Source organism: Ruminococcus sp., from assembly GCF_019417665.1.
GTDB lineage: Bacteria > Bacillota > Clostridia > Oscillospirales > Ruminococcaceae > Ruminococcus_C.
In genome coordinates this window covers 30,644-50,631 of sequence record NZ_DXUU01000008.1, presented here as the reverse complement: position 1 = coordinate 50,631, position 19,988 = coordinate 30,644, and the positions used below count along the sequence as shown (strand labels likewise).

The window sequence follows — 19,988 nt, the reverse complement described above, 5'->3', positions numbered from 1 at the left end:
CAGATAATTGATTGTTCTTAAAAACGGCAGGCGTTTCCATTTTGAAAATGCCTGCCGTTTCTAGTAAAAAGAGGTGTTACAATGAAAAAACTGAATCTGGAAACAGTACAGAAATTGTTTCTCTATTTTCTCATGGCGGCAATTATTGGTTGGTGCTATGAGGTATTTCTGGAAGTTGTGGTTTATCATTGGGGGTTCAGCAATCGAGGTGTACTGTTTGGTCCTTATTGCCCGGTTTACGGAGTGGGAATGCTGGCATTTCTCCTGTGCTTCGGAAAGTTCATGGAGATGGAATTGAAATGGAATATCCGCTGGCTCCGTCCCATTGCCATATTTGTAGGCTGCGGCGTGGTGGCGACGTTCATCGAACTTGCTGCAAGCTACTTATTAGAATGGACGACCGGCAGTTGGCCATGGCAGACTTATGCGGATTATTCCATCAACTTCCAAGCACGTGTTGCCCTTTCACCGTCTGTCCGCTTCGGCATCGGCGGCGTACTGTTCCTGTATCTGCTGCGCCCACTGTTTGCAAAACTGACTGGGCTGATGTCCAATCGGGTACTGAATTGGGTGAGCGGTATTGCTGCAGCGGTGTTTGGCATTGATCTTGTCGCAACCTTGCTGTATCGACTCTTTGCATGAAAGATTTCGAGAAATTGCGCATATCCTCTCACAGAGGTGATTGCAATGGTCTGTACGCTGGAGGAACTGCGCAGCAAGGATGTCATTAATGTGGTCAACGGGGAAAATTTGGGGCGGGTGGACGATCTGGAATTGGATGCAGAAACCGCAGCGGTGACAGCACTGATCCTGTATGGCAGACCGAAGATACTGGGCTTGTTCGGACCAAGAGAAAACTGCGTCATTGGCTTCCGTCAGATCCATCTCATCGGGAAGGATACCATTCTGGTGGCGCTGGAGAATATTGAAAATTGTTCAACATGCACAAAAATCAAGATAAATTGATGGAAATATTTTTCGTGTATAAATCTTGACCAGAACCGACCTTTTTTGGTATAATAAAAAGGCAGTTCGCACGCATGTCCTGGAATGTGCCGGTGCTTTGCATATCGGCAGAGTTGTGCATTCTATAAGGAAATGCGGAGGAAGCAAAACCAATATATTAGGAGGACTACACAATGGGCGTAGTATCAATGAAGCAGCTCCTGGAAGCTGGCGTACACTTTGGTCATCAGACCAGAAGATGGAATCCGAAAATGGCTCCGTATATTTTCACCGAGCGGAACGGTATCTATATTATCGATCTGCAGAAGACCGTAAAGAAGCTGGACGAAGCTTATATGTTCGTTCGTGACCTGGCTGCACAGGGCGAATCCGTACTGTTTGTCGGCACCAAGAAGCAGGCTGGCGAATCCATTAAGGAAGAAGCTACCCGTGCTGGCGCCTACTATGTAAACGCACGCTGGCTGGGCGGTATGATGACAAACTTCACCACCATCCAGAGAAGAATCAAGCGTCTGGAACAACTCCACGAAATGGAGACAGACGGCACATTCGATTTGCTGCCGAAGAAGGAAGTTGGCAAGCTGCAGCTCGAAATTGAAAAGCTGGAAAAGTTCCTTGGCGGTATCAAGGATATGAAGAAGCTGCCGGGCGCACTGTTTATTGTTGACCCTCGCAAGGAGCGTATTGCTGTTGCTGAGGCAAAGAAGCTGAACATCCCGATCGTTGCTATCGTAGATACCAACTGCGATCCGGACGAGATCGACTATGTGATCCCGGGCAACGATGATGCGATCCGTGCTGTAAAGCTCATCGCTGGCGTAATGGCTGATGCGATCATCGAAGGCCGTCAGGGCGCAGATGCTGCCGCAGAGGCAACTGAGGCTGAGGCAGCTGCTGAATAAGCGAAATAAATGGATTCATGACCCGAATATGTGCTGGTTTTCGCAAATCATATTCGGGTTTTTTGAAAGTATCGTAGATATAATTTGAGGAGGAATCATCCAATGGCTAATTTTACAGCAAAAGATGTCAATGAACTGCGCAAGTCCACTGGCGTAGGCATGATGGACTGCAAGAAGGCACTGACTGAGGCAGACGGCGATGTTGAAAAGGCAATTGAGCTGCTGCGTGAAAAGGGTCTGGCTACCCAGGCAAAGAAAGCTGGCCGCGTGGCTGCTGAGGGTATGGTTGTTGCAAAGGTAAATGCAGACAATACCGTGGGCTGTGTCGTTGAAGTCAACTCTGAGACCGATTTCGTTGCAAATACTGACGAATTCAAGGCATTCGTAAACCAGGTCGCAGATACGATCATTGAAAAGAATCCGGCTGATGTTGAGGCTCTGAAAGCAACAACTGTTTCTGGCGGTACAATGACCGTTGACGAAGCACTTCAGGAACTGTTCCTGAAGATCCGTGAGAATCTCCAGATCCGTCGTTTCATTCGCCTGGAAGGCATTCTGGTACCGTATATCCATGGCGGCGGCAAGATCGGCGTTATGGTTCGTGCAGAGTCTCCGGCTGGCGCAACACCGGAAGTTCTGGCAGCTGCAAAGGACTGCGCACTGCAGGTTGCTGCTATGAACCCGCCGTATCTGAAGCGTGAAGATGTTCCGGCTTCTGTTCTGGATGAAGAGAAGAAGATCATTCTGGCACAGATGGCTGAGGATCCGAAGATGGCAAATAAGCCGGATCAGGTAAAGGAAAAGATCGCTGCTGGTAAGGTTGGCAAGTACTACGAAGAAAACTGCCTGCTGGAACAGGCTTTTGTTAAGGAAAATAAGAGCTCTGTACAGGAGTATGTTAACGGCGTTGCGAAGGCAGCTGGTACTACCATCGAAATCGCAGAGTTTGTTCGTTTTGAGCGCGGCGAGGGTATTGAAAAGAAAGCTGACAACTTTGCAGAAGAAATTGCAAGCATGATCAAGTAAACAAAACTTATTTCATAAGGCGATTTTGCCGAAAAAAAGGAGCGTGGCGGTTGCCATGCTCTTTTTTTGATTTTTTCCTATAAATCGCTTTACATTTCACGAAAAATAGTGTAAAATAAGTACAGGAAGTTTGTGAGCTGTCGTACCGGACTTCTGGAGTGATATGGATTTCCTGTTGGAAGATCTGTACAAGAGACATATACGAAAGGAATAGGAAGTATGAAACCAAAATACAAAAGGGTTCTTCTGAAACTGAGCGGTGAAGCACTTGCCGGCCCGAAAAAAACCGGATTGGATACAGAAACCATGTTGCCGATCTGCCAGAGCATCAAGAAGTGCGTAGATGCCGGCGTGCAGATGGGAATTGTTGTTGGCGGTGGTAATTTCTGGCGAGGACGCTCCAGCCAGAATATGGATCGTACCCGTGCTGATCATATCGGAATGCTCGCAACAACTATGAACGCACTCGCTGTTGCTGATTTGCTGGAATCTCTCGGCGTGGATGTGCGTGTACAGACTGCTATCAGTATGCAGCAGATCGCTGAGCCGTATATCCGCAACCGTGCCATTTCTCATCTGAACAAGGGAAGAGTGGTTATCTTTGGATGCGGTACCGGAAGTCCGTTCTTTTCGACAGATACGGCAGCTACGCTGCGTGCCGTGGAAATTGAAGCGGATATTTTGCTGAAAGCTACTATGGTTGACGGCGTGTATAACAAGGATCCCCACAAATATCAGGATGCTGTGCGCTATGATCGCCTGACATTCAGCGATGTACTGGGCAGTGCACTCCAGGTTATGGACAGCACCGCTGCTTCTATGTGTCGGGATAATGAAATGCCCATGCTGGTATTTGACCTGAGCCGCCCGGATAATATCTATGACGCTGTTATGGGCGAGGATGTGGGAACTGTTGTTGCCGAAGAGGAAAATAAAGAAACGAACGCATAATCACATTGCAATTCAAGTAAAATGTATTGAAAGGAGCCCGGTGATTCCGGGGAAATGAGCTATGAAAGAACTGTTAAAGGAAACCGAGGAAAAGATGAAGAAGTCCATCGGCCGCTTGGAGCATGAGTTTACTACTATTCGTGCAGGCCGTGCCAATCCGGCTGTGCTGGATAAAGTAATGGTAGATTATTACGGTGTACCTACACCCATCCAACAGATGGCTGCTATTTCTGTATCAGAGGCACGTATTCTGGTGATTCAGCCGTGGGATGCTACCACTTTGAAAGCCATCGAAAAGGCAATTCTGGCTTCTGACGTGGGAATTACTCCTACTAATGACGGCAAGGTGCTCCGTCTGGTATTTCCTCAGCTGACAGAGGATCGTCGTAAGGAACTCTGCAAGAATATCAAGAAGATTGGTGAGGATACTAAGGTCGCTATCCGCAACGTACGCCGTGATACCATGGAAAAACTGAAGGCAAAGAAGAAGGCGTCCGAGTTGACAGAGGACGAAGTAAAGGACGGCGAAAAGAAGATCCAAAATCTGACAGATAAGTACTGCGCAGAAGTGGATAAGATGGTTGCTGATAAGGATAAGGAAATCATGAGCATCTGATTGGGATAGGCTCTGATATCGGATAGGAGTTGAACTGCATGGCATTGCCATTTTTCACAAAAAAGAATTCACAGACTCAAACAGACTCTGCCATTGCATTGCCAGAGGTGTTGCCCCAGCATGTGGGATTTATTATGGACGGAAACGGACGCTGGGCGAACAAGTGCGGTATGCCCAGAAAGTTCGGTCATAAAGAAGGTGCAAAGAATTTCAAGGATCTGTCCTTGTACTGCCGGGATATCGGCTTGCGGAATGCTTCTTTTTATGTATTTTCCACGGAAAACTGGAAACGTCCCCAGGACGAAGTGGATGCCATTATGGATCTGTTCTGGGACTATCTTTGCGAAGCGGATCAGTATTTGGAGCGGCGTGTGCGCATGGTTTTTGTGGGCGACCGCAGCAGATTACAGGATCGGCTGCAAAAGCGGATGCAGGAACTGGAGGAAGATTCCAAGGACTTTGAAAAGATGAACTTGATCCTCGCCATCAACTACGGCGGCAGGGATGAGATCAGACATGCGACGCAATGCATTGCACAGCAGGTGCAGGCTGGGAAACTGGATCCTTCTGCTATTACAGAACAGACCATTTCGGATAATTTGTACACTGCCGGGCTGCCCGATGTGGACTTGTTGATCCGTCCCAGCGGCGAGCTGCGGTTGTCCAATTATCTCATCTGGCAGTGCGCCTATGCAGAGTATTATTTCACCGATGTGCTCTGGCCAGATTTCAATCGGAACGAACTGAATAAGGCACTGGTGGATTATGCACAGCGGGGCAGACGATTTGGGGGCATATGACCATGAAAATTCGTATTATCTCTGGCGTTGTCGGAGGCTTGCTGGCAATTTTGATTCTGGTTCTGCATAAGACGTTTGTCTTTCCCCTTGCCATCGCCGCACTGATCTGTATTGCGCTGTTTGAATTGTACCGTGCCGGAAAATGTCTCCACTGCCGTATTTCCGTGGGTGCCGGACTGGTGTACGGCGCTGCGTTGCCGTTTTTGCAGTATTATGGGAACATATCTGCTATCATTGCAGTGACATTTCTCTGTATCGTTGCTATGTTTGTGGAACTGGTACTGTTGCATAAGCATGTGAAATATCAGGAGATCCTGTTCATTGCAGCTGTGACTCTTCTGGTGGCTGGCTCGCTGAATATGCTGAATGCACTGCTGCTGGGCAGTCAGTACGGTCTTGCTTGTGTGATTCTGGCACTGTGTTCTGCCTGGATCGCAGATACCGGCGCTTATTTTGCGGGCACGTTTTTCGGAAAACATAAGCTTTGTCCCGAAATCAGCCCGAAAAAAACTGTAGAAGGTTTTTTCGGCGGGATTGTGGTGGACATTGTGGTCATGATCGTATTTGCCTTGATCTATAGCCTGATCACACATGCCCATGTGCATTACTTGTGGCTGATCTTTACAGCAGTAGTATGTGCCGTCATTAGCGTGCTGGGCGATCTGAGTGCTTCTGTATTAAAGCGCCAGCAGGGAATCAAGGACTTCGGCAACATTATGCCGGGACACGGCGGCGTTATGGATCGTTTTGACAGCGTTTTGTTTACCATTCCGGCATTTTATGCATTGGAGTGCATGTGCCCAATATTTTACAGATAATTGTTTGAATTATGGATGAAGCACACGATGCAGGGTGGTTTGCGCTCTGCATCGTGTGTGTACTATAAGGTAGTATTACTGCACGAAAAAGGAGTCGTCATTTATGGGGAAGTGTATCTCAATTTTAGGATCCACGGGATCCATCGGGACACAGGCACTGGAAGTGGCAAAGGCACATGACATGCGGATTCACGCCCTTGCTGCCAACCGGAACATCGATCTGCTGGAACGGCAGACACGGGAACTGCGTCCCAAAAAGGTTTGTATTTATGATGAAACCAAATATCACGAGTTAAAAGGACGTCTGTCAGATCTGGCAGTGCAGGTACTCTGCGGTATGGACGGCTTGTGTGAAATTGCTGCGGATACGGCGGCAGATATGCTGCTCAATTCCGTGGTAGGCATGGTAGGACTGCTGCCCACGCTGACCGCCATTTCGGCTGGTCTGGATATTGCCCTTGCCAATAAGGAGACCCTGGTTGCTGGCGGTTCGCTGGTTATGGATCAGGCGGCGAAAAAAGGTGTGTCCATTTATCCAGTGGACAGTGAGCATTCTGCGATTTTCCAGTGCTTGCAGGGGAATCGCCGGGAACAGTTGCGGAAAATTATTCTGACTGCATCCGGCGGTCCATTCTTCGGAAAGATACGTGCTGAATTGGAGCATGTCACAGTCGCAGATGCCCTGAACCACCCCAACTGGAGCATGGGAAGCAAGATCACGGTGGATTCTTCTACCCTCATGAACAAGGGACTGGAATTCATTGAGGCAAAGTGGCTGTTCGACCTGACACCGGAGCAGATCGAGGTAGTTGTGCATCGTCAGAGCGTGGTGCATTCGGCGGTGGAGTATCAGGACTATTCTATCATTGCGCAGATGGGTGTACCGGATATGAAGATCCCTATTCAGTATGCACTGCTCTATCCCGACCGGATGCCTTGTCCGACCCGGCCGTTATCATTGACAGAATATGGCACACTGACATTTGAAAAGCCGGATCTGAAAACTTTTACATGCTTGCAAACAGCAATTACGGCAATTACACGTGGTGGTACCACCCCGTGTGTTGTCAACGGAGCAAATGAAGAAGCCGTTGCCGCTTTCTTAAAGGGGAAAATCGGATTTCTGGAGATCGGTGCTCTGGCACAGCGTGCTGTGGATTCCATTCCACAGACGGAGATCACCTGCTATGAGGATGTGATGCGTGCAGATGCACGTGCAAGGGAATTCGTACATAATTCAATTTCTCAGTAAAATAATACAAATCCCTCAAACTCCAATCGATAAACTTGCGGTATTCTCCTAGACTGACAAAATTTCTGCCCGCAATTTTATCTATCTCCATTTCAGGGATTCGTATAAGAAAGGATACATGCACCTATGCAGCATATCGTAACACTTCTCATTGCCATTGTCATTTTCGGCATGATCATCGGTATTCACGAATTCGGACACTTTATTGTGGCAAAGCTGCACAAGATTCAGGTGAATCAGTTTGCCATCGGCATGGGACCTCGCATTCTTCATTTTCAAAAGGGTGAGACAGAATATTCTCTGCGGCTTTTTCCCATTGGAGGATTCTGCTCCATGGAAGGAGAGGATGAATCCAGCGATAATCCCAACGCTTTTGAGAAAAAGGCAATCTGGCGCAGAATGACGGTTGTCCTTGCCGGTGCCATTATGAATATCATCCTGGGATTCCTGCTGATTGCCGTGCTGCTGTGCACCAGCCAAAAGGTACCCTCTACGGTCATTGCACAGTTTGCCCAGACCACGGATGCGACTACCGGTGAAACTATCACTGCGGCAGAAAGTGAACGCTCCGGATTGCAGGTAGGTGATAAGATCATTGCCATTGACGGCAGTCACATTTTTTCCACCACTGACCTGATCTATAAATTGCAGACCACGGATGCGAAATCCTTTTCCGTAACTGTAAAGCGTGACGGGGAGAAGATCACCATTGATCCGGTGACATTCCACAACGACAACACAGAAGGTCTGCTGGATTTTGCCGTGCAGGGAAAATCCAAGAATCCGGTGACAGTTCTCTCTTATGCGGCAAAGGATACGGTAGCTACTGCAAAGCTTATCTGGATGTCGCTTATTGAACTGGTCAGCGGCAAGTACAGCCTACAGGATCTCTCCGGCCCTGTGGGTACCGTCAGCGTTATTGAACAGGCGGCGTCTACCGGGGAAAATGTTCTGGAACGAGTGCAGTCCGTTTTGAATCTGACCATTTTTATTACTGTCAATGTGGGCGTGTTCAATCTGCTTCCCATTCCAGGACTGGATGGCAGCCGCTTTGTGTTCCTGCTGATAGAGGCGGTTCGCCGGAAACCCATTCCAAAGGAACGGGAAGCCATGGTGCATTTTATCGGTATGGCAGCATTATTTTTGCTGATGATCCTGGTGACAGTGCAGGATGTCAGTCGGTTTTTTCAATAAATCATGATATGGAGTTAAGTTTATGAGAAAAGTCAGACCCGTTTCCGTCGGCAGCTGTAAGCTGGACGGATCCCATATTTATATACAGTCCATGCTGAATACCCGTTCGGATGATATTCCGGGCAGCGTGGCACAGGCTGTGGCACTGGAACAGGCAGGCTGCGAGATCGTCCGGGCTGCCATTCCCGACAAGGAGGCCGTTGCGCTGATCCCGGCGATCAAGGAGAAGATATCCATTCCGCTGGTGGCAGATATCCATTTTGACTACCGCTTGGCACTGGAGGCAGCAGCTGCCGGTATTGACAAGATTCGTATCAACCCAGGGAATATCGGCAGTATGGATCGTGTACGTGCCGTTGTACGTGTGTGTCAGGAAAAAGATATTCCCATTCGTATTGGCGTCAATTCTGGTTCTCTGGAAAAGGAAGTTCTCGCCAAATACGGCGCACCTACGGCAGAAGCACTGGTGGAGAGTGCTATGGGACATGTGCGGATGCTGGAGGCGTGTGACTTTGATAACATTGTCATTTCCATGAAATCCTCCGATGTCAATACCATGATCAACGCATACCGTCTCTGTGCTCAGCAGTGTGATTATCCGTTGCATCTGGGCGTTACCGAAGCCGGAACAGAACGTATGGGACTCATCAAGTCTGCTATCGGTATCGGCACTCTGCTTCATGACGGCATCGGTGAGACCATTCGTGTCTCCCTGACAGAAGACCCGGTGCAGGAGATACGTGCCGCACGGGATATTTTGAAGTGTATCGGCAAACGGGGCGGCTCTCAGATCGTATCTTGCCCCACTTGCGGCAGAACACGGATCGACCTGGTGAAAACCGCCAAGGAAGTGGAAGCGGCACTGGAGCATGTCCAGAAAAATATCAAGGTGGCTGTTATGGGCTGCATTGTCAATGGCCCCGGCGAAGCAAGAGAAGCGGATATCGGCATTGCCGGAGGTGACGGCTGTGCTGTGCTGTTCCGGAAGGGAACAGTTCTGCGGAAAGTGCCGGAAGAGGACATTGTGCCGGAGCTTATGGCTGAGATCGAAAAACTGTAAGAGCAGTAGGAGTGGAACATATGGATTTGAATTTCGCAGCGTTTTTGGAGGAATATGTCCCGGTGATGCCCCAGTCCGTACAGGACGGCATTCTGAAACGTATGACCTATTCGGAAAACCTGACGAAAATTTCGTTTTATATTGCATTTTCCCATCTCGTTCCGGTGCAGGATCTGCTGTCACTGGAGCATGAACTGGAGATTCGCCTGGAGATTCATGCTGTGCGGCTGCATCCCCAGTATGCGCCGGAGCTGTTTTCCATGGCGTATTTTTCAGATCTGGTCATTTTTCTCAAACGGGAGATGACAGTTGTCAATGGGTTCATCGACGGAGCAGACGTAACATTTGAGGGTGATAAGCTGGAGATCCAGTTACATAACGGCGGCTTTGAAATTCTTGAAAAATATCACGTGGCGGAGTATTTTTCCGGCTTGCTGGAACAGCTGTTTTCCCGGAAAATTCAGGTGAAATTCCAGGGTACTGCCAGTGTCACAGAAGATGAATTCCAAGCGATGATCGCCAAGGCGGAACAGGAACTGCCGAAACATGCGGAACAGCTCCAGACACCGACGCCGGCACCTTCGGCAGGAGACGGTGCAAAACCGCCTAAGCCCACAGCACAGAGTGTAGCCATGAATGAAGAAATCCCAGGTGTGATTCCTGGGAGCGCTGTGCTCATCAAAGGCAGACCCATCCGGGATATTCCCATGCCTATCTGGGAGGCTATGGAGGTACAGAATCAGCGCATTGTGGTTATGGGCGATGTTTTTGCTATGGAATCCCGTGAAGTGCGGGGCGAACGCACTGTATTGACCTATCAGATTACTGATGGCAACTATTCTGTTCTTGTTAAAGTGTTTGACACTACAAAGAGCATTTCCGAATTGCCATATGGAGAGATAAAAAAAGGCAGTACTCTTCTCGTACTGGGGAGAATTGCTTATGACGAATTTGCCCGGGAAGAGGTACTGAAGCCGGAATCCATTGTTATGGTGAAGCGGCAGCGAAAAACAGACGGAGCACCGAAAAAACGTGTGGAGCTGCACTGCCATACCAACATGTCGCAAATGGATGCAGTGACTCCATGTGCAAAGTTGGTGCAGCGTGCCTATGACTGGGGACATCCAGCCATTGCTATCACAGATCACGGTATCGCACAGGCATTTCCAGAGGCTATGTCCGCATGGGACGGTTTCAAGGACAAAAACTTCAAGGTGATCTTTGGATGCGAAGCCTATGTTGTCAACGATTTGAATCGTCAGCTTGTTGTGGATGATCCAGGAAACCGGACATTACAGGACGAGATCATCATTTTTGACGTGGAGACGACCGGACTCAGCATGTCCCAGGATCGTCTTACAGAGATCGGTGCTGTGCGGATGCGTGGGATGCAAGTGGTGGATACTTTTAATACTATGGTCAATCCGGAACGCTCCATTCCGCCGAAGATTGTGGAACTGACCGGCATTACAGATGCTATGGTGGCAGACGCACCCAAGGAAGCAGAAGCAGTCCGGAAATTCATGGAATTCTGCGGCGATCATCCCGTTCTGGCGGCACACAATGCTCGGTTTGATACAACCTTTGTGCGCAATGTTTGCAAACGACATGGTATTGCATTTGAGTTTGCCACACTGGATACGCTGGTGCTTTGTAAGTGTATGCTGCAGACGCTGTACCGTCATAAGTTGGACGGCGTAGCAAAAGCGTTAAAGCTGGGAAAATTCGACCATCACCGGGCATCGGACGATGCACAGATGTTAGCAAAGATTTATATCGAACTGGTGACACGATTGGTGCAGACCAAGGGGGCGACCATGCTCTCTGATCTGAACACCAAGACCCAGGAGATCGATGTGAGAAAATTGAAATCCTATCATCAGATTATTCTGGTGCGTAATCACGTGGGCTTGAAAAATCTCTACAAGCTGATCTCCTATGGACATATTGAATGTTTCTATCGTAAACCCTTGATCCCAAAGTCTGTACTCATGCAGCATCGAGAAGGATTGATTTTCGGCAGTGCCTGCGAAGCTGGTGAGCTGTTTCAGGCAATGGTAGAGGAAAAGTCCCATGAGGAATTGGTGAAGCTAGCAAAATTCTATGATTACCTGGAGATCCAACCTGTGGGAAACAATGCTTTCATGATCCGAAATGGCACTGCTGCCAATATGGAGGAATTACAGGAGTACAACAAGCGTATTGTTGCACTGGGTGACGAACTGGGCATTCCTGTTTGTGCGACTTGTGACGTGCATTTTATGGATCGGGAGGATGCCATTTACCGTGAGATCCTGCAAGCCGGACAAGGTTTTGAGGATGCCGGAAATCAGGCACCCCTTTATCTGCGCACCACAGAGGAAATGCTGGAGGAATTTTCCTACCTGGGGGAGGAAAAGGCATATGAGATTGTTGTGACCAACACCAATGCCATTGCCGATCAGATCGAAAAAATTCGTCCGTTCCCGAAAGGAACCTTTACGCCCACCATTGATGGCGCAGAGGAAGACTTGGTGCGGATCACGACTACAAAGGCAAAGGAAATCTATGGCGATCCTATGCCGGAGCTGGTGGAAAAGCGGCTGGATCGGGAACTTTCTTCCATTATCAAGCATGGCTTCTCCGTACTGTATATCATCGCCCAGAAGCTGGTATGGGACAGCGTGGATCACGGCTATCAGGTTGGTTCCCGTGGTTCCGTCGGCTCTTCCTTTGTAGCATCCATGGCGGGTATCTCAGAGGTAAATCCTCTGGCACCCCACTATGTCTGCCCCAAGTGCAAACACAGCGAATTTATCACAGACGGCAGTGTCGGATCCGGCTTTGACTTACCGCCGAAAAACTGTCCAGAATGCGGCGAGGAAATGAACCGTGACGGACATGACATTCCCTTTGAGACCTTCCTGGGCTTCGACGGTGATAAAGCACCGGATATTGACCTGAACTTCTCTGGTGAATACCAGTCCTCAGCCCATCGCTATACAGAGGAGCTGTTCGGACGGGATAATGTGTTCAAGGCGGGAACCATTGCCGCCGTTGCAGACAAAACTGCCTATGGTTATGTAAAAAAATATCTGGAAGAACGTGGGATACAATGCAGTCCCACAGAGATCAACCGGCTTTCCATCGGCTGTACCGGTATCAAGAGAACTACCGGTCAGCATCCCGGCGGTATGGTCGTTGTACCGAGTGACTATGATGTATACGACTTCACTCCGGTGCAGCATCCGGCAGACGATGCCGAGTCGGATATTCTGACGACTCACTTCGACTTCCATTCGCTCCATGATACCATTCTGAAGCTGGACGAACTGGGACATGTGGTACCTACCATGTATAAGCACCTGGAGGATGCCACGGGAATTTCCATTCATGATGTACCTACTACAGATCCCAAGGTCATTCAGATGTGCACGGATGCGTCTGTGTTGGGTGTGACGCCGGAGGAGATCTACTGCCAGACGGGAAGTCTCGGTATTCCGGAGATGGGAACCGGCTTTACCATCCAGATGCTGCTAGATTCCAAGCCAAAAAAATTCAGCGACTTTTTGCAGGTCTCCGGTTTGTCCCACGGTACAGATGTATGGTTGGGCAATGCAAAGGATCTCATTGACAATGGAACATGTACCATTTCGGATGTGATCGGAACACGTGACAGTATTATGACCTACTTGCTCCATAAAGGCGTTGAGCCGAAGCAGGCATTCCAGATCATGGAGGATACCCGTAAGGGCAAGGCACCCAAAACCTTTACCCCAGAACGTGTGCAAATGCTCAAGGATCATGACGTACCCCAGTGGTATATTGACAGCTGCCTGAAAATCAAGTATATGTTTCCGAAAGCTCATGCGGCGGCGTATGTTACGGCGGCCATCAAGCTGGGCTGGTTCAAGCTCTATTATCCGCTGGCGTATTATGCGGTGTATTTCAGTACACGAGGGGATGACTTCGATCCGGTTCTGGCACTGCAGGGTAAGGATGCTGTCCGTGCCAAAATCGAGGAACTGAAAGAAAAGGGCAACGACCGTTCCAAAAAGGAAAGCGACCTGCTGGATACGCTGCTCATTGTCAATGAAATGCTCAGCCGTGGCTGTGAATTCCTGCCCATTGATCTGTACAAGTCCCACGCCGACCGCTATCTGGTGGAGGAGAATAAAGTCCGCATCCCGTTCAGTGCCATTCCCGGCATCGGCGTTTCTGCGGCACGTAATCTCTATGAAACAGCACAGAAGCGGAACTTTATTTCTATTGAAGAATTCCAGGCGCAGAGCAGTGCGTCAAAAACCATAATCGAGACCCTGGAACAGATGAACGCTTTGGGCGATTTGCCGAAATCAAGCCAGATGATGCTCTTTTGAGTACAGAATCTTGACAGATGTATTTTTCTGTGGTACTATAGTATTGTGTTAGTATGATAAAGCGATAAGGAGGAACCTATGAGAAAATATGATTTGATTACGCCGGAGGGGACAAAAGATTTTTTGTTTGAAGAATGCTTGGTGCGCCGTGAAACAGAGCATAAGCTGCATGCCATTTTCCGCAGCAAGGGCTATTCGGAGCTGACGACGCCAGGATTGGAATTTTTTGATGTATTCCAGTCGGAATCCGGTCATTATCCCCAGGAACGGCTGTATAAAATGACAGACAGCAAGGGACGTCTGCTGGTACTGCGTCCGGAGTCCACTATGCCCATTGCACGTGTTGTTGCCACACGTCTCCGGGATGCTTCACTGCCCCTGCGGCTGTATTATAATCAGAGCGTGTATCGTTTCGAACCAGCACTGAAAGGCCGCAGTGACGAGATCACGCAAACTGGTATCGAACTTCTCGGCTCTGCTTCCTATATGGCGGACGTGGAAATGATCACCACTGCCATTGAGGTACTTTCTGCGTGCAGCAACGACAGCTTTTCTCTGGAACTGGGCGATGCCGGGGTATTCAAGGAACTAATGCGTGAATTGAATGCTACACCGGAAGAGCGGGAGAATATCCGTTATCTTATTGAAACGAAGAACTATCCGGCGCTGAACGATGTGTTGGATACCATGGGAGATTCCAGAGCAGCAGCGGCACTGAAAAAGCTGCCGGCACTGTTCGGAGGAGAGGAAGTATTCGAAAAGGCATCTCAGCTGTACTCTAATCAGCGCATTGATGAGATCCTCATGGATCTGCGGAAGCTGTATGAGGATCTTTCAGAAGTGATCGGTGCTGGCAGACTGACTGTGGATCTGGGTATGGTCAACAATGCGGATTATTATACAGGTGTGATCATCAAGGGCTATCTGGAGGGTTACGGTGAAGAGGTACTCTCCGGCGGCAGATATAACAAACTATTGTCTGATTTTGGCTATGATATTCCGGCAACGGGCTTTGCGGTGAATGTGGATGCAGTTTCCAATATCCTGCGGAAGAACAAGGATGTGGCAGTGCAGCCAGCAGATGCCGTGATCTATGCTGCACCGGGCTATGAGATGAAAGCGGTGACAGTGTCTCAGGAACTGCGTGCCAAGGGGCAGATCGTGGAATATGCTTTCTTCGATTCCATCGACCTGGTACGGGAATATGCAAAAGACCGCAGGATCGGCAAAGTTGTCATTGTGGATGAAGAAATTACGGAGGTGGAATAAATGGCAAAACCCTTGAGAATGGCATTGACAAAGGGCAGACTAGAAAAGGATACCATTGGTCTGCTGGAAAGCTTGGGGTTTGACTGCACGGCTGTCCGGGAAAAGGGACGCCGGCTGATCCTGCCCATTCCCGATGCGAATTTGGAAGTTGTTCTGGCAAAGGCAAATGATGTTATTACTTATGTCGAGCACGGCGTGTGCGATATGGGCGTTGTGGGAAAAGATACCATTATTGAAATGCAGGGCAAGTTCTTTGAACTGGTCGACCTGGGCTTCGGTAGATGCAAGTTTGCACTGGCGGCAAAGAAGGGAACGGACTTTTACAGCGGCTTTGGCGTAAAGTGCATTGCTACAAAGTATCCCAATGTAGCACGCCGCTTTTTTGAGAGCAAGGGCATGGACGTGGATATTGTCAAGATCGAAGGCTCTGTTGAGCTTGCACCGCTGTTGGGACTGGCAGACGGTATCGTGGACATTGTAGAGACAGGCGTGACCCTGCGAGAAAACGGGCTGGAAGTGGTAGAGGATGTTGTGCCCATTTCGGCACGGCTCATTGCCAACACCGTCAGCCTGAAACTGCGTCAAACAGAAATTGAAGCATTGATCCAACAGATCGAGGAGGCATTGCAGAAATGATTACGATGAAAACCATTAACGCCAGCGATGTGCAGGAGCGTGAAGCATTTTTCACCAGCCTTGACACTCGCGCCAGCGAAACCAACCAACGTGTGACAGAAACAGTCAGCGAGATCATCTGTACTGTAAAGGCTGGCGGTGACGAAGCTGTCAAGAATTACACCTTAAAATTTGACGGCAGTCTGCCCCAGTATTACGAGGTGCCGAGAGATGTGATCAACGATGCCATGACAGAGGCAGACCCAGCATTTGTGGATGCTATGCTGAATGCCATTGAAAACGTCCGGGATTTCCACCAGCGTCAGGTACAGCAGGGCTTTGTGAATGCATTGCCCAACGGTGTCATTATGGGACAGCGTGTCCGTGGTCTGGCACGGGTAGGCTTGTACGTACCGGGCGGCACGGCGGCATATCCCTCCAGCGTTATTATGAATGCAGTACCGGCAAAGATCGCAGGTGTCAAAGAAATTATTATGGTAACACCGCCTTGCAAGGACGGCACACCGAATCCAGATATTCTGGTAGCTGCGGGACTCTGCGGCGTTGACCGTGTATTCCTGTCCGGCGGCGCACAGGCAATTGCAGCGTTGGCATACGGTACGGAAGAGATCCCAAAGGTGGACAAAATCGTGGGGCCCGGCAACATCTACGTGGCAACGGCGAAGAAGCTGCTGTATGGCGTGGTGGATATCGATATGATCGCAGGCCCCAGCGAAGTTCTGGTTATGGCAGACGAGACAGCCGACCCGAAATTCGTGGCAGCTGATCTTATGTCCCAGGCGGAGCACGATGTGCTGGCTTCGTCCATTCTGGTGACCACCAGCGCAGAACTGGCAGAAAAGGTACAGGCAGAGGTCAATCGTCAGGTGCAGTATCTTTCCCGGAAAGAGATCATCGAAAAGTCTATGAACGAGTATGGTGCAGTACTGCTGTGTGATAGTCGGGAAGAAGCGACAGCTTTGGCAAATCGTATTGCACCGGAACACCTGGAAGTTCTCATGAAAAATCCCATGGAACTGCTGGGGGCACTGGATAACGCCGGTTCTGTATTCCTGGGACCGTATGCGTCTGAGCCTTTGGGGGATTATTACGCAGGTCCGAACCACGTGCTGCCCACCAGTGGTACGGCACGGTTCTTCTCGCCGCTGGGCGTGCAGAGCTTTACCAAACGCTCCAGCTATACTTATTACACGAAGGATGCCTTGGAAGCGGCGAAGGAGGATATTGTGCTGATTGCCAATAAGGAAGGGCTGACGGCGCATGCGAATGCCATTACGGTGAGGTTTGAGGAAAAGCAGTAATAGGAGATATTATGGATTTCTATGAGGTTGTAAATTCAAGACGAACCATTCGGGATTTTGAAAATGTTTCTATGGATGATGAAATCATTGAAAAAATCATCTCTGCTGGAATGAAAGCCCCGACAAATGATCATATGAGAGATTGGCACTTTATTGTGATAAAGGACAAGGGTGTTGTCCTGAAGCTGATTGATAAAATTCCGGTTGAAATATCAGATGAGGAAATCAATAACATATTAATGGAATGGAATCTAAAGGACAATTGCCAGCAGAATGCGTATAAAAATGCAATTCCGAAGCAATATCGTATGCTTGCTGAAGCCTCTTGCCTAATCGTTCCGTTGTTTAAACAAAATACAGATATATTACATCCTGATAATCTTTCTCACTTAAATGGTCTCGCATCCATCTGGTGTTGTATTGAAAATATGTTTCTTGCTGCCACTGCGGAAGGATACGCTTGTGCATTGCGTGTTCCTTTGGGAGAGGAAGGAGATTGGGTAAAATCAGTTTTGCGTTTTCCCGATGACTATCTGATGCCATGTTTTATTGCAGTAGGAAAACCCAGTGAACATGCGGCATCTATTGAACAGAAACCATATTCTCTACATGATAGAATACATAAAAATATTTGGTGAAAGAGTATCGCCAAATTTCAACCGTATAAAAAGAAATCAAAATTGATGGAGGCAGCAAATAATGGCGAAGAAAGACGAAAGATTTGCAGTAATTATAAAAGAAGGAAGCCAGATGAAAGAATCCGGACTGATACAGGTGATTGTAGATAAGGAAACAGGAGTAAATTATCTGTGGGTGAAATCTGGTTACGCAGGTGGATTGACGCCGCTATTGGATACCAATGGAAATCCTGTTGTGACAAATCCATCGGCGCTTGATGGATAATCAAAGGAGGTACCGCAATGCGACAAGCGCAGCTCACACGCAAGACAAAAGAAACAATCATCCAGGTAAAAGTGACATTGGACAACCAGGGCACCGCCAACATCTGCACGGGCATCGGTTTTTTTGACCATATGCTTATGGCACTTTCCGTGCACAGCGGCATTAGTATGGATATTGCCGTCAAGGGCGATCTTCACGTGGACGGACACCATACCGTTGAGGATACGGGCATTGTCCTAGGCAAGACGCTGGGAGAAGCACTGGAGGACAAGTCTGGCATCACACGCTATGGCAGTGCTTATATTCCCATGGATGAAGCCCTGGCGTTTTGCAGTCTGGATATCAGCAACCGTCCGTTTCTGGTGTTCCAGGGGACGTTTACCAATGCCATGATCGGACAGTATGACGCATGTCTCACAGAAGAATTTTTCCGTGCCTTTGCATTCAACGCTGGAATTACCCTCCATGTGAATATGCTGTATGGTTCTAACGACCATCATAAATGTGAAGCGGCTTTCAAAGCGGTTGCTCATGCCCTGAAAACGGCAGTAACACCTCTGGAATCCGGAAAAACTTTGTCTACGAAAGGAGTGCTGTAAATGATCGCAATTGTGGATTACGGCGCAGGCAATATTTTCAGCGTGAAAAATGCCCTGGATTTTCTGGGACTGCCCGGGGAACTAACTTCGGATCCCGAAGTGATCCGTAAGGCGGACGGCATTATCCTGCCAGGGGTAGGGGCGTTTCCCAGTGCTATGCAGATGCTGCACGACCGGGGACTGACGGAAGTGATCCAGGAGGAATCCCACAAAAAGCCGTTTCTCGGTATCTGCCTTGGCATGCAGCTGATCTTTGAAAAGGGCTATGAATTCGAGGAATGCGACGGTTTGGGACTGGTTCCCGGCAGCGTGGAAAAAATCGTTGCACCGGGGATGGTCATTCCCCATATGGGATGGAATAAGCTGGAAGTACAGAACAACTGCCCTATTCTCCAGAACCTGCCGGAGGAAGCATATGTCTACTTTGTGCATTCTTACCAGGCGCACACGCCGGAGGAGTATCTGGCAGCGTATGTGGAATACGGCGATACGAAGATTCCGGCAATGGTCTATGACAGAAAGACCGTCTACGGCGCACAGTTCCACCCGGAAAAAAGCGGCGAGACCGGCTTGCAGATTCTGCGTAACTTCGGAGGGCTGATGGGATGATTATTTTACCTGCAATTGATATCAAGGACGGTAACTGCGTCCGCCTGTTCAAGGGGGACTTTTCCACCGTGGAAAAGGTTGCTGCGGATTACATGGAAACGGCAAAGGATTTCGAAGCTGCCGGTGCATCCTGGATTCATATGGTGGATCTGGACGGTGCTAAAGAGGGTAGACCGGTCAATCAGAAGATTTACAAGGACGTCGCTGCAAATACCAGCCTGAAATTGGAAGTGGGCGGTGGCATCCGTAACCTGGAAACCATTGCGGAATATCTGGACAGCGGTGTGGAACGTGTCATTCTCGGCTCTGCTGCGTTGAAAGACCCGAAGCTGGTGCAGGATGCGGTGAAGCAATTCAGCAGCCGGCATATTGCCGTGGGTATCGACGCCAAAAACGGCATGGTGGCTACAGAGGGCTGGCTGGAGGAATCGGATGTGGATTATATCACCCTGACCAGGGAAATGATGGCAGTGGGGGTGCGGTATTTCATTGTGACGGATATTGCCAAGGACGGCACCCTTTCCGGCGTGAATATTGGCCAGCTGTCTGACCTGCATCAGGCAACGGAAGGCAAGTGCAGTATCATTGCCAGCGGAGGTGTTCATACCATTGAGGATATCCGCAAGTGTAAGGAACTGGGATTGTACGGCACCATCTGCGGCAAATCTATCTATAAGGGCACATTGGATCTGAGAGAGGCCATTGCGTTGGCGGAAGGAGCGGAGTGA

The 19,988-nt window shown here is 49.1% G+C and carries 20 protein-coding genes; all 20 read left to right on the top strand.

Annotation, left to right across the window (positions count from 1 at the left end):
• Positions 1-81 precede the first annotated feature (81 nt).
• The 20 genes from QZ375_RS03765 to hisA all read left to right on the top strand — a co-directional run bounded on the left by QZ375_RS03765 (position 82) and on the right by hisA (position 19,988).
• On the top strand, positions 82-642 hold the full coding sequence (locus QZ375_RS03765; protein WP_295215466.1) for a putative ABC transporter permease: 561 nt from the start codon (positions 82-84) through the stop codon (positions 640-642).
• A 45-nt stretch (positions 643-687) separates the two neighbouring features.
• Positions 688-966, top strand: a complete 279-nt coding sequence (locus tag QZ375_RS03760; protein ID WP_295215463.1) for a YlmC/YmxH family sporulation protein — start codon at positions 688-690, stop codon at positions 964-966.
• A 173-nt stretch (positions 967-1,139) separates the two neighbouring features.
• Positions 1,140-1,868 (top strand): 30S ribosomal protein S2, encoded by a 729-nt coding sequence (rpsB, locus tag QZ375_RS03755; RefSeq protein WP_295215461.1) that lies wholly within the window; start codon positions 1,140-1,142, stop codon positions 1,866-1,868.
• A 102-nt stretch (positions 1,869-1,970) separates the two neighbouring features.
• Positions 1,971-2,894, top strand: a complete 924-nt coding sequence (tsf, locus tag QZ375_RS03750) for a translation elongation factor Ts (protein ID WP_295215458.1) — start codon at positions 1,971-1,973, stop codon at positions 2,892-2,894.
• Between the two features lie 219 nt (positions 2,895-3,113).
• Entirely contained in the window at positions 3,114-3,845 is a 732-nt protein-coding gene (gene pyrH / locus QZ375_RS03745; RefSeq protein WP_295215456.1) for a UMP kinase, read from the top strand.
• Positions 3,846-3,906: 61 nt separating this feature from the next.
• Positions 3,907-4,461 carry a ribosome recycling factor gene (gene frr, locus QZ375_RS03740; RefSeq protein WP_295215454.1) on the top strand — a complete coding sequence of 185 codons (555 nt, stop codon included), beginning with the start codon at positions 3,907-3,909 and terminating at the stop codon, positions 4,459-4,461.
• A gap of 38 nt (positions 4,462-4,499) precedes the next feature.
• A complete protein-coding gene (uppS, locus tag QZ375_RS03735; protein WP_295215452.1) occupies positions 4,500-5,261 on the top strand; it encodes a polyprenyl diphosphate synthase in 762 nt (253 codons plus the stop codon).
• A 2-nt stretch (positions 5,262-5,263) separates the two neighbouring features.
• Positions 5,264-6,079 carry a phosphatidate cytidylyltransferase gene (locus tag QZ375_RS03730; RefSeq protein WP_295215450.1) on the top strand — a complete coding sequence of 272 codons (816 nt, stop codon included), beginning with the start codon at positions 5,264-5,266 and terminating at the stop codon, positions 6,077-6,079.
• A 103-nt stretch (positions 6,080-6,182) separates the two neighbouring features.
• A complete protein-coding gene (locus QZ375_RS03725; protein ID WP_295215447.1) occupies positions 6,183-7,331 on the top strand; it encodes a 1-deoxy-D-xylulose-5-phosphate reductoisomerase in 1,149 nt (382 codons plus the stop codon).
• A gap of 126 nt (positions 7,332-7,457) precedes the next feature.
• Positions 7,458-8,525, top strand: a complete 1,068-nt coding sequence (gene rseP, locus QZ375_RS03720; protein WP_295215445.1) for an RIP metalloprotease RseP — start codon at positions 7,458-7,460, stop codon at positions 8,523-8,525.
• Positions 8,526-8,547: 22 nt separating this feature from the next.
• The gene (gene ispG / locus QZ375_RS03715; protein ID WP_295215443.1) at positions 8,548-9,585 is read left to right on the top strand and encodes a flavodoxin-dependent (E)-4-hydroxy-3-methylbut-2-enyl-diphosphate synthase; all 1,038 of its coding nucleotides are present in this window, start codon (positions 8,548-8,550) and stop codon (positions 9,583-9,585) included.
• Between the two features lie 20 nt (positions 9,586-9,605).
• Entirely contained in the window at positions 9,606-13,943 is a 4,338-nt protein-coding gene (locus QZ375_RS03710) for a PolC-type DNA polymerase III (RefSeq protein ID WP_295215441.1), read from the top strand.
• Positions 13,944-14,021: 78 nt separating this feature from the next.
• The gene (gene hisZ / locus QZ375_RS03705) at positions 14,022-15,212 is read left to right on the top strand and encodes an ATP phosphoribosyltransferase regulatory subunit (RefSeq protein WP_295215439.1); all 1,191 of its coding nucleotides are present in this window, start codon (positions 14,022-14,024) and stop codon (positions 15,210-15,212) included.
• Positions 15,213-15,848, top strand: a complete 636-nt coding sequence (hisG, locus tag QZ375_RS03700) for an ATP phosphoribosyltransferase (protein WP_295215436.1) — start codon at positions 15,213-15,215, stop codon at positions 15,846-15,848.
• 5 nt (positions 15,849-15,853) lie between these two features.
• A complete protein-coding gene (gene hisD / locus QZ375_RS03695; protein ID WP_295215521.1) occupies positions 15,854-17,149 on the top strand; it encodes a histidinol dehydrogenase in 1,296 nt (431 codons plus the stop codon).
• An 11-nt stretch (positions 17,150-17,160) separates the two neighbouring features.
• Positions 17,161-17,787, top strand: a complete 627-nt coding sequence (locus QZ375_RS03690; protein WP_295215435.1) for a nitroreductase family protein — start codon at positions 17,161-17,163, stop codon at positions 17,785-17,787.
• Positions 17,788-17,848: 61 nt separating this feature from the next.
• A complete protein-coding gene (locus QZ375_RS03685) occupies positions 17,849-18,052 on the top strand; it encodes a DUF6440 family protein (protein WP_295215433.1) in 204 nt (67 codons plus the stop codon).
• Positions 18,053-18,069: 17 nt separating this feature from the next.
• The gene (gene hisB / locus QZ375_RS03680) at positions 18,070-18,651 is read left to right on the top strand and encodes an imidazoleglycerol-phosphate dehydratase HisB (RefSeq protein WP_295215432.1); all 582 of its coding nucleotides are present in this window, start codon (positions 18,070-18,072) and stop codon (positions 18,649-18,651) included.
• On the top strand, positions 18,652-19,260 hold the full coding sequence (gene hisH, locus QZ375_RS03675; protein ID WP_295215430.1) for an imidazole glycerol phosphate synthase subunit HisH: 609 nt from the start codon (positions 18,652-18,654) through the stop codon (positions 19,258-19,260). It begins immediately after the preceding gene.
• Positions 19,257-19,988, top strand: a complete 732-nt coding sequence (gene hisA / locus QZ375_RS03670; protein WP_295215429.1) for a 1-(5-phosphoribosyl)-5-[(5-phosphoribosylamino)methylideneamino]imidazole-4-carboxamide isomerase — start codon at positions 19,257-19,259, stop codon at positions 19,986-19,988. The genes hisH and hisA overlap by 4 nt, the downstream gene beginning before the upstream one ends.

Excerpts from the sequence above, each read along its gene's own strand:
- QZ375_RS03765 (WP_295215466.1), top strand. The coding sequence starts at position 82 with ATGAAAAAACTGAATCTGGAAACAGTACAGAAATTGTTTCTCTATTTT.
- QZ375_RS03760 (WP_295215463.1), top strand. The coding sequence starts at position 688 with ATGGTCTGTACGCTGGAGGAACTGCGCAGCAAGGATGTCATTAATGTG.
- rpsB (WP_295215461.1), top strand. The coding sequence starts at position 1,140 with ATGGGCGTAGTATCAATGAAGCAGCTCCTGGAAGCTGGCGTACACTTT.
- tsf (WP_295215458.1), top strand. The coding sequence starts at position 1,971 with ATGGCTAATTTTACAGCAAAAGATGTCAATGAACTGCGCAAGTCCACT.
- pyrH (WP_295215456.1), top strand. The coding sequence starts at position 3,114 with ATGAAACCAAAATACAAAAGGGTTCTTCTGAAACTGAGCGGTGAAGCA.
- frr (WP_295215454.1), top strand. The coding sequence starts at position 3,907 with ATGAAAGAACTGTTAAAGGAAACCGAGGAAAAGATGAAGAAGTCCATC.
- uppS (WP_295215452.1), top strand. The coding sequence starts at position 4,500 with ATGGCATTGCCATTTTTCACAAAAAAGAATTCACAGACTCAAACAGAC.
- QZ375_RS03730 (WP_295215450.1), top strand. The coding sequence starts at position 5,264 with ATGAAAATTCGTATTATCTCTGGCGTTGTCGGAGGCTTGCTGGCAATT.
- QZ375_RS03725 (WP_295215447.1), top strand. The coding sequence starts at position 6,183 with ATGGGGAAGTGTATCTCAATTTTAGGATCCACGGGATCCATCGGGACA.
- rseP (WP_295215445.1), top strand. The coding sequence starts at position 7,458 with ATGCAGCATATCGTAACACTTCTCATTGCCATTGTCATTTTCGGCATG.
- ispG (WP_295215443.1), top strand. The coding sequence starts at position 8,548 with ATGAGAAAAGTCAGACCCGTTTCCGTCGGCAGCTGTAAGCTGGACGGA.
- QZ375_RS03710 (WP_295215441.1), top strand. The coding sequence starts at position 9,606 with ATGGATTTGAATTTCGCAGCGTTTTTGGAGGAATATGTCCCGGTGATG.
- hisZ (WP_295215439.1), top strand. The coding sequence starts at position 14,022 with ATGAGAAAATATGATTTGATTACGCCGGAGGGGACAAAAGATTTTTTG.
- hisG (WP_295215436.1), top strand. The coding sequence starts at position 15,213 with ATGGCAAAACCCTTGAGAATGGCATTGACAAAGGGCAGACTAGAAAAG.
- hisD (WP_295215521.1), top strand. The coding sequence starts at position 15,854 with ATGAAAACCATTAACGCCAGCGATGTGCAGGAGCGTGAAGCATTTTTC.
- QZ375_RS03690 (WP_295215435.1), top strand. The coding sequence starts at position 17,161 with ATGGATTTCTATGAGGTTGTAAATTCAAGACGAACCATTCGGGATTTT.
- QZ375_RS03685 (WP_295215433.1), top strand. The coding sequence starts at position 17,849 with ATGGCGAAGAAAGACGAAAGATTTGCAGTAATTATAAAAGAAGGAAGC.
- hisB (WP_295215432.1), top strand. The coding sequence starts at position 18,070 with ATGCGACAAGCGCAGCTCACACGCAAGACAAAAGAAACAATCATCCAG.
- hisH (WP_295215430.1), top strand. The coding sequence starts at position 18,652 with ATGATCGCAATTGTGGATTACGGCGCAGGCAATATTTTCAGCGTGAAA.
- hisA (WP_295215429.1), top strand. The coding sequence starts at position 19,257 with ATGATTATTTTACCTGCAATTGATATCAAGGACGGTAACTGCGTCCGC.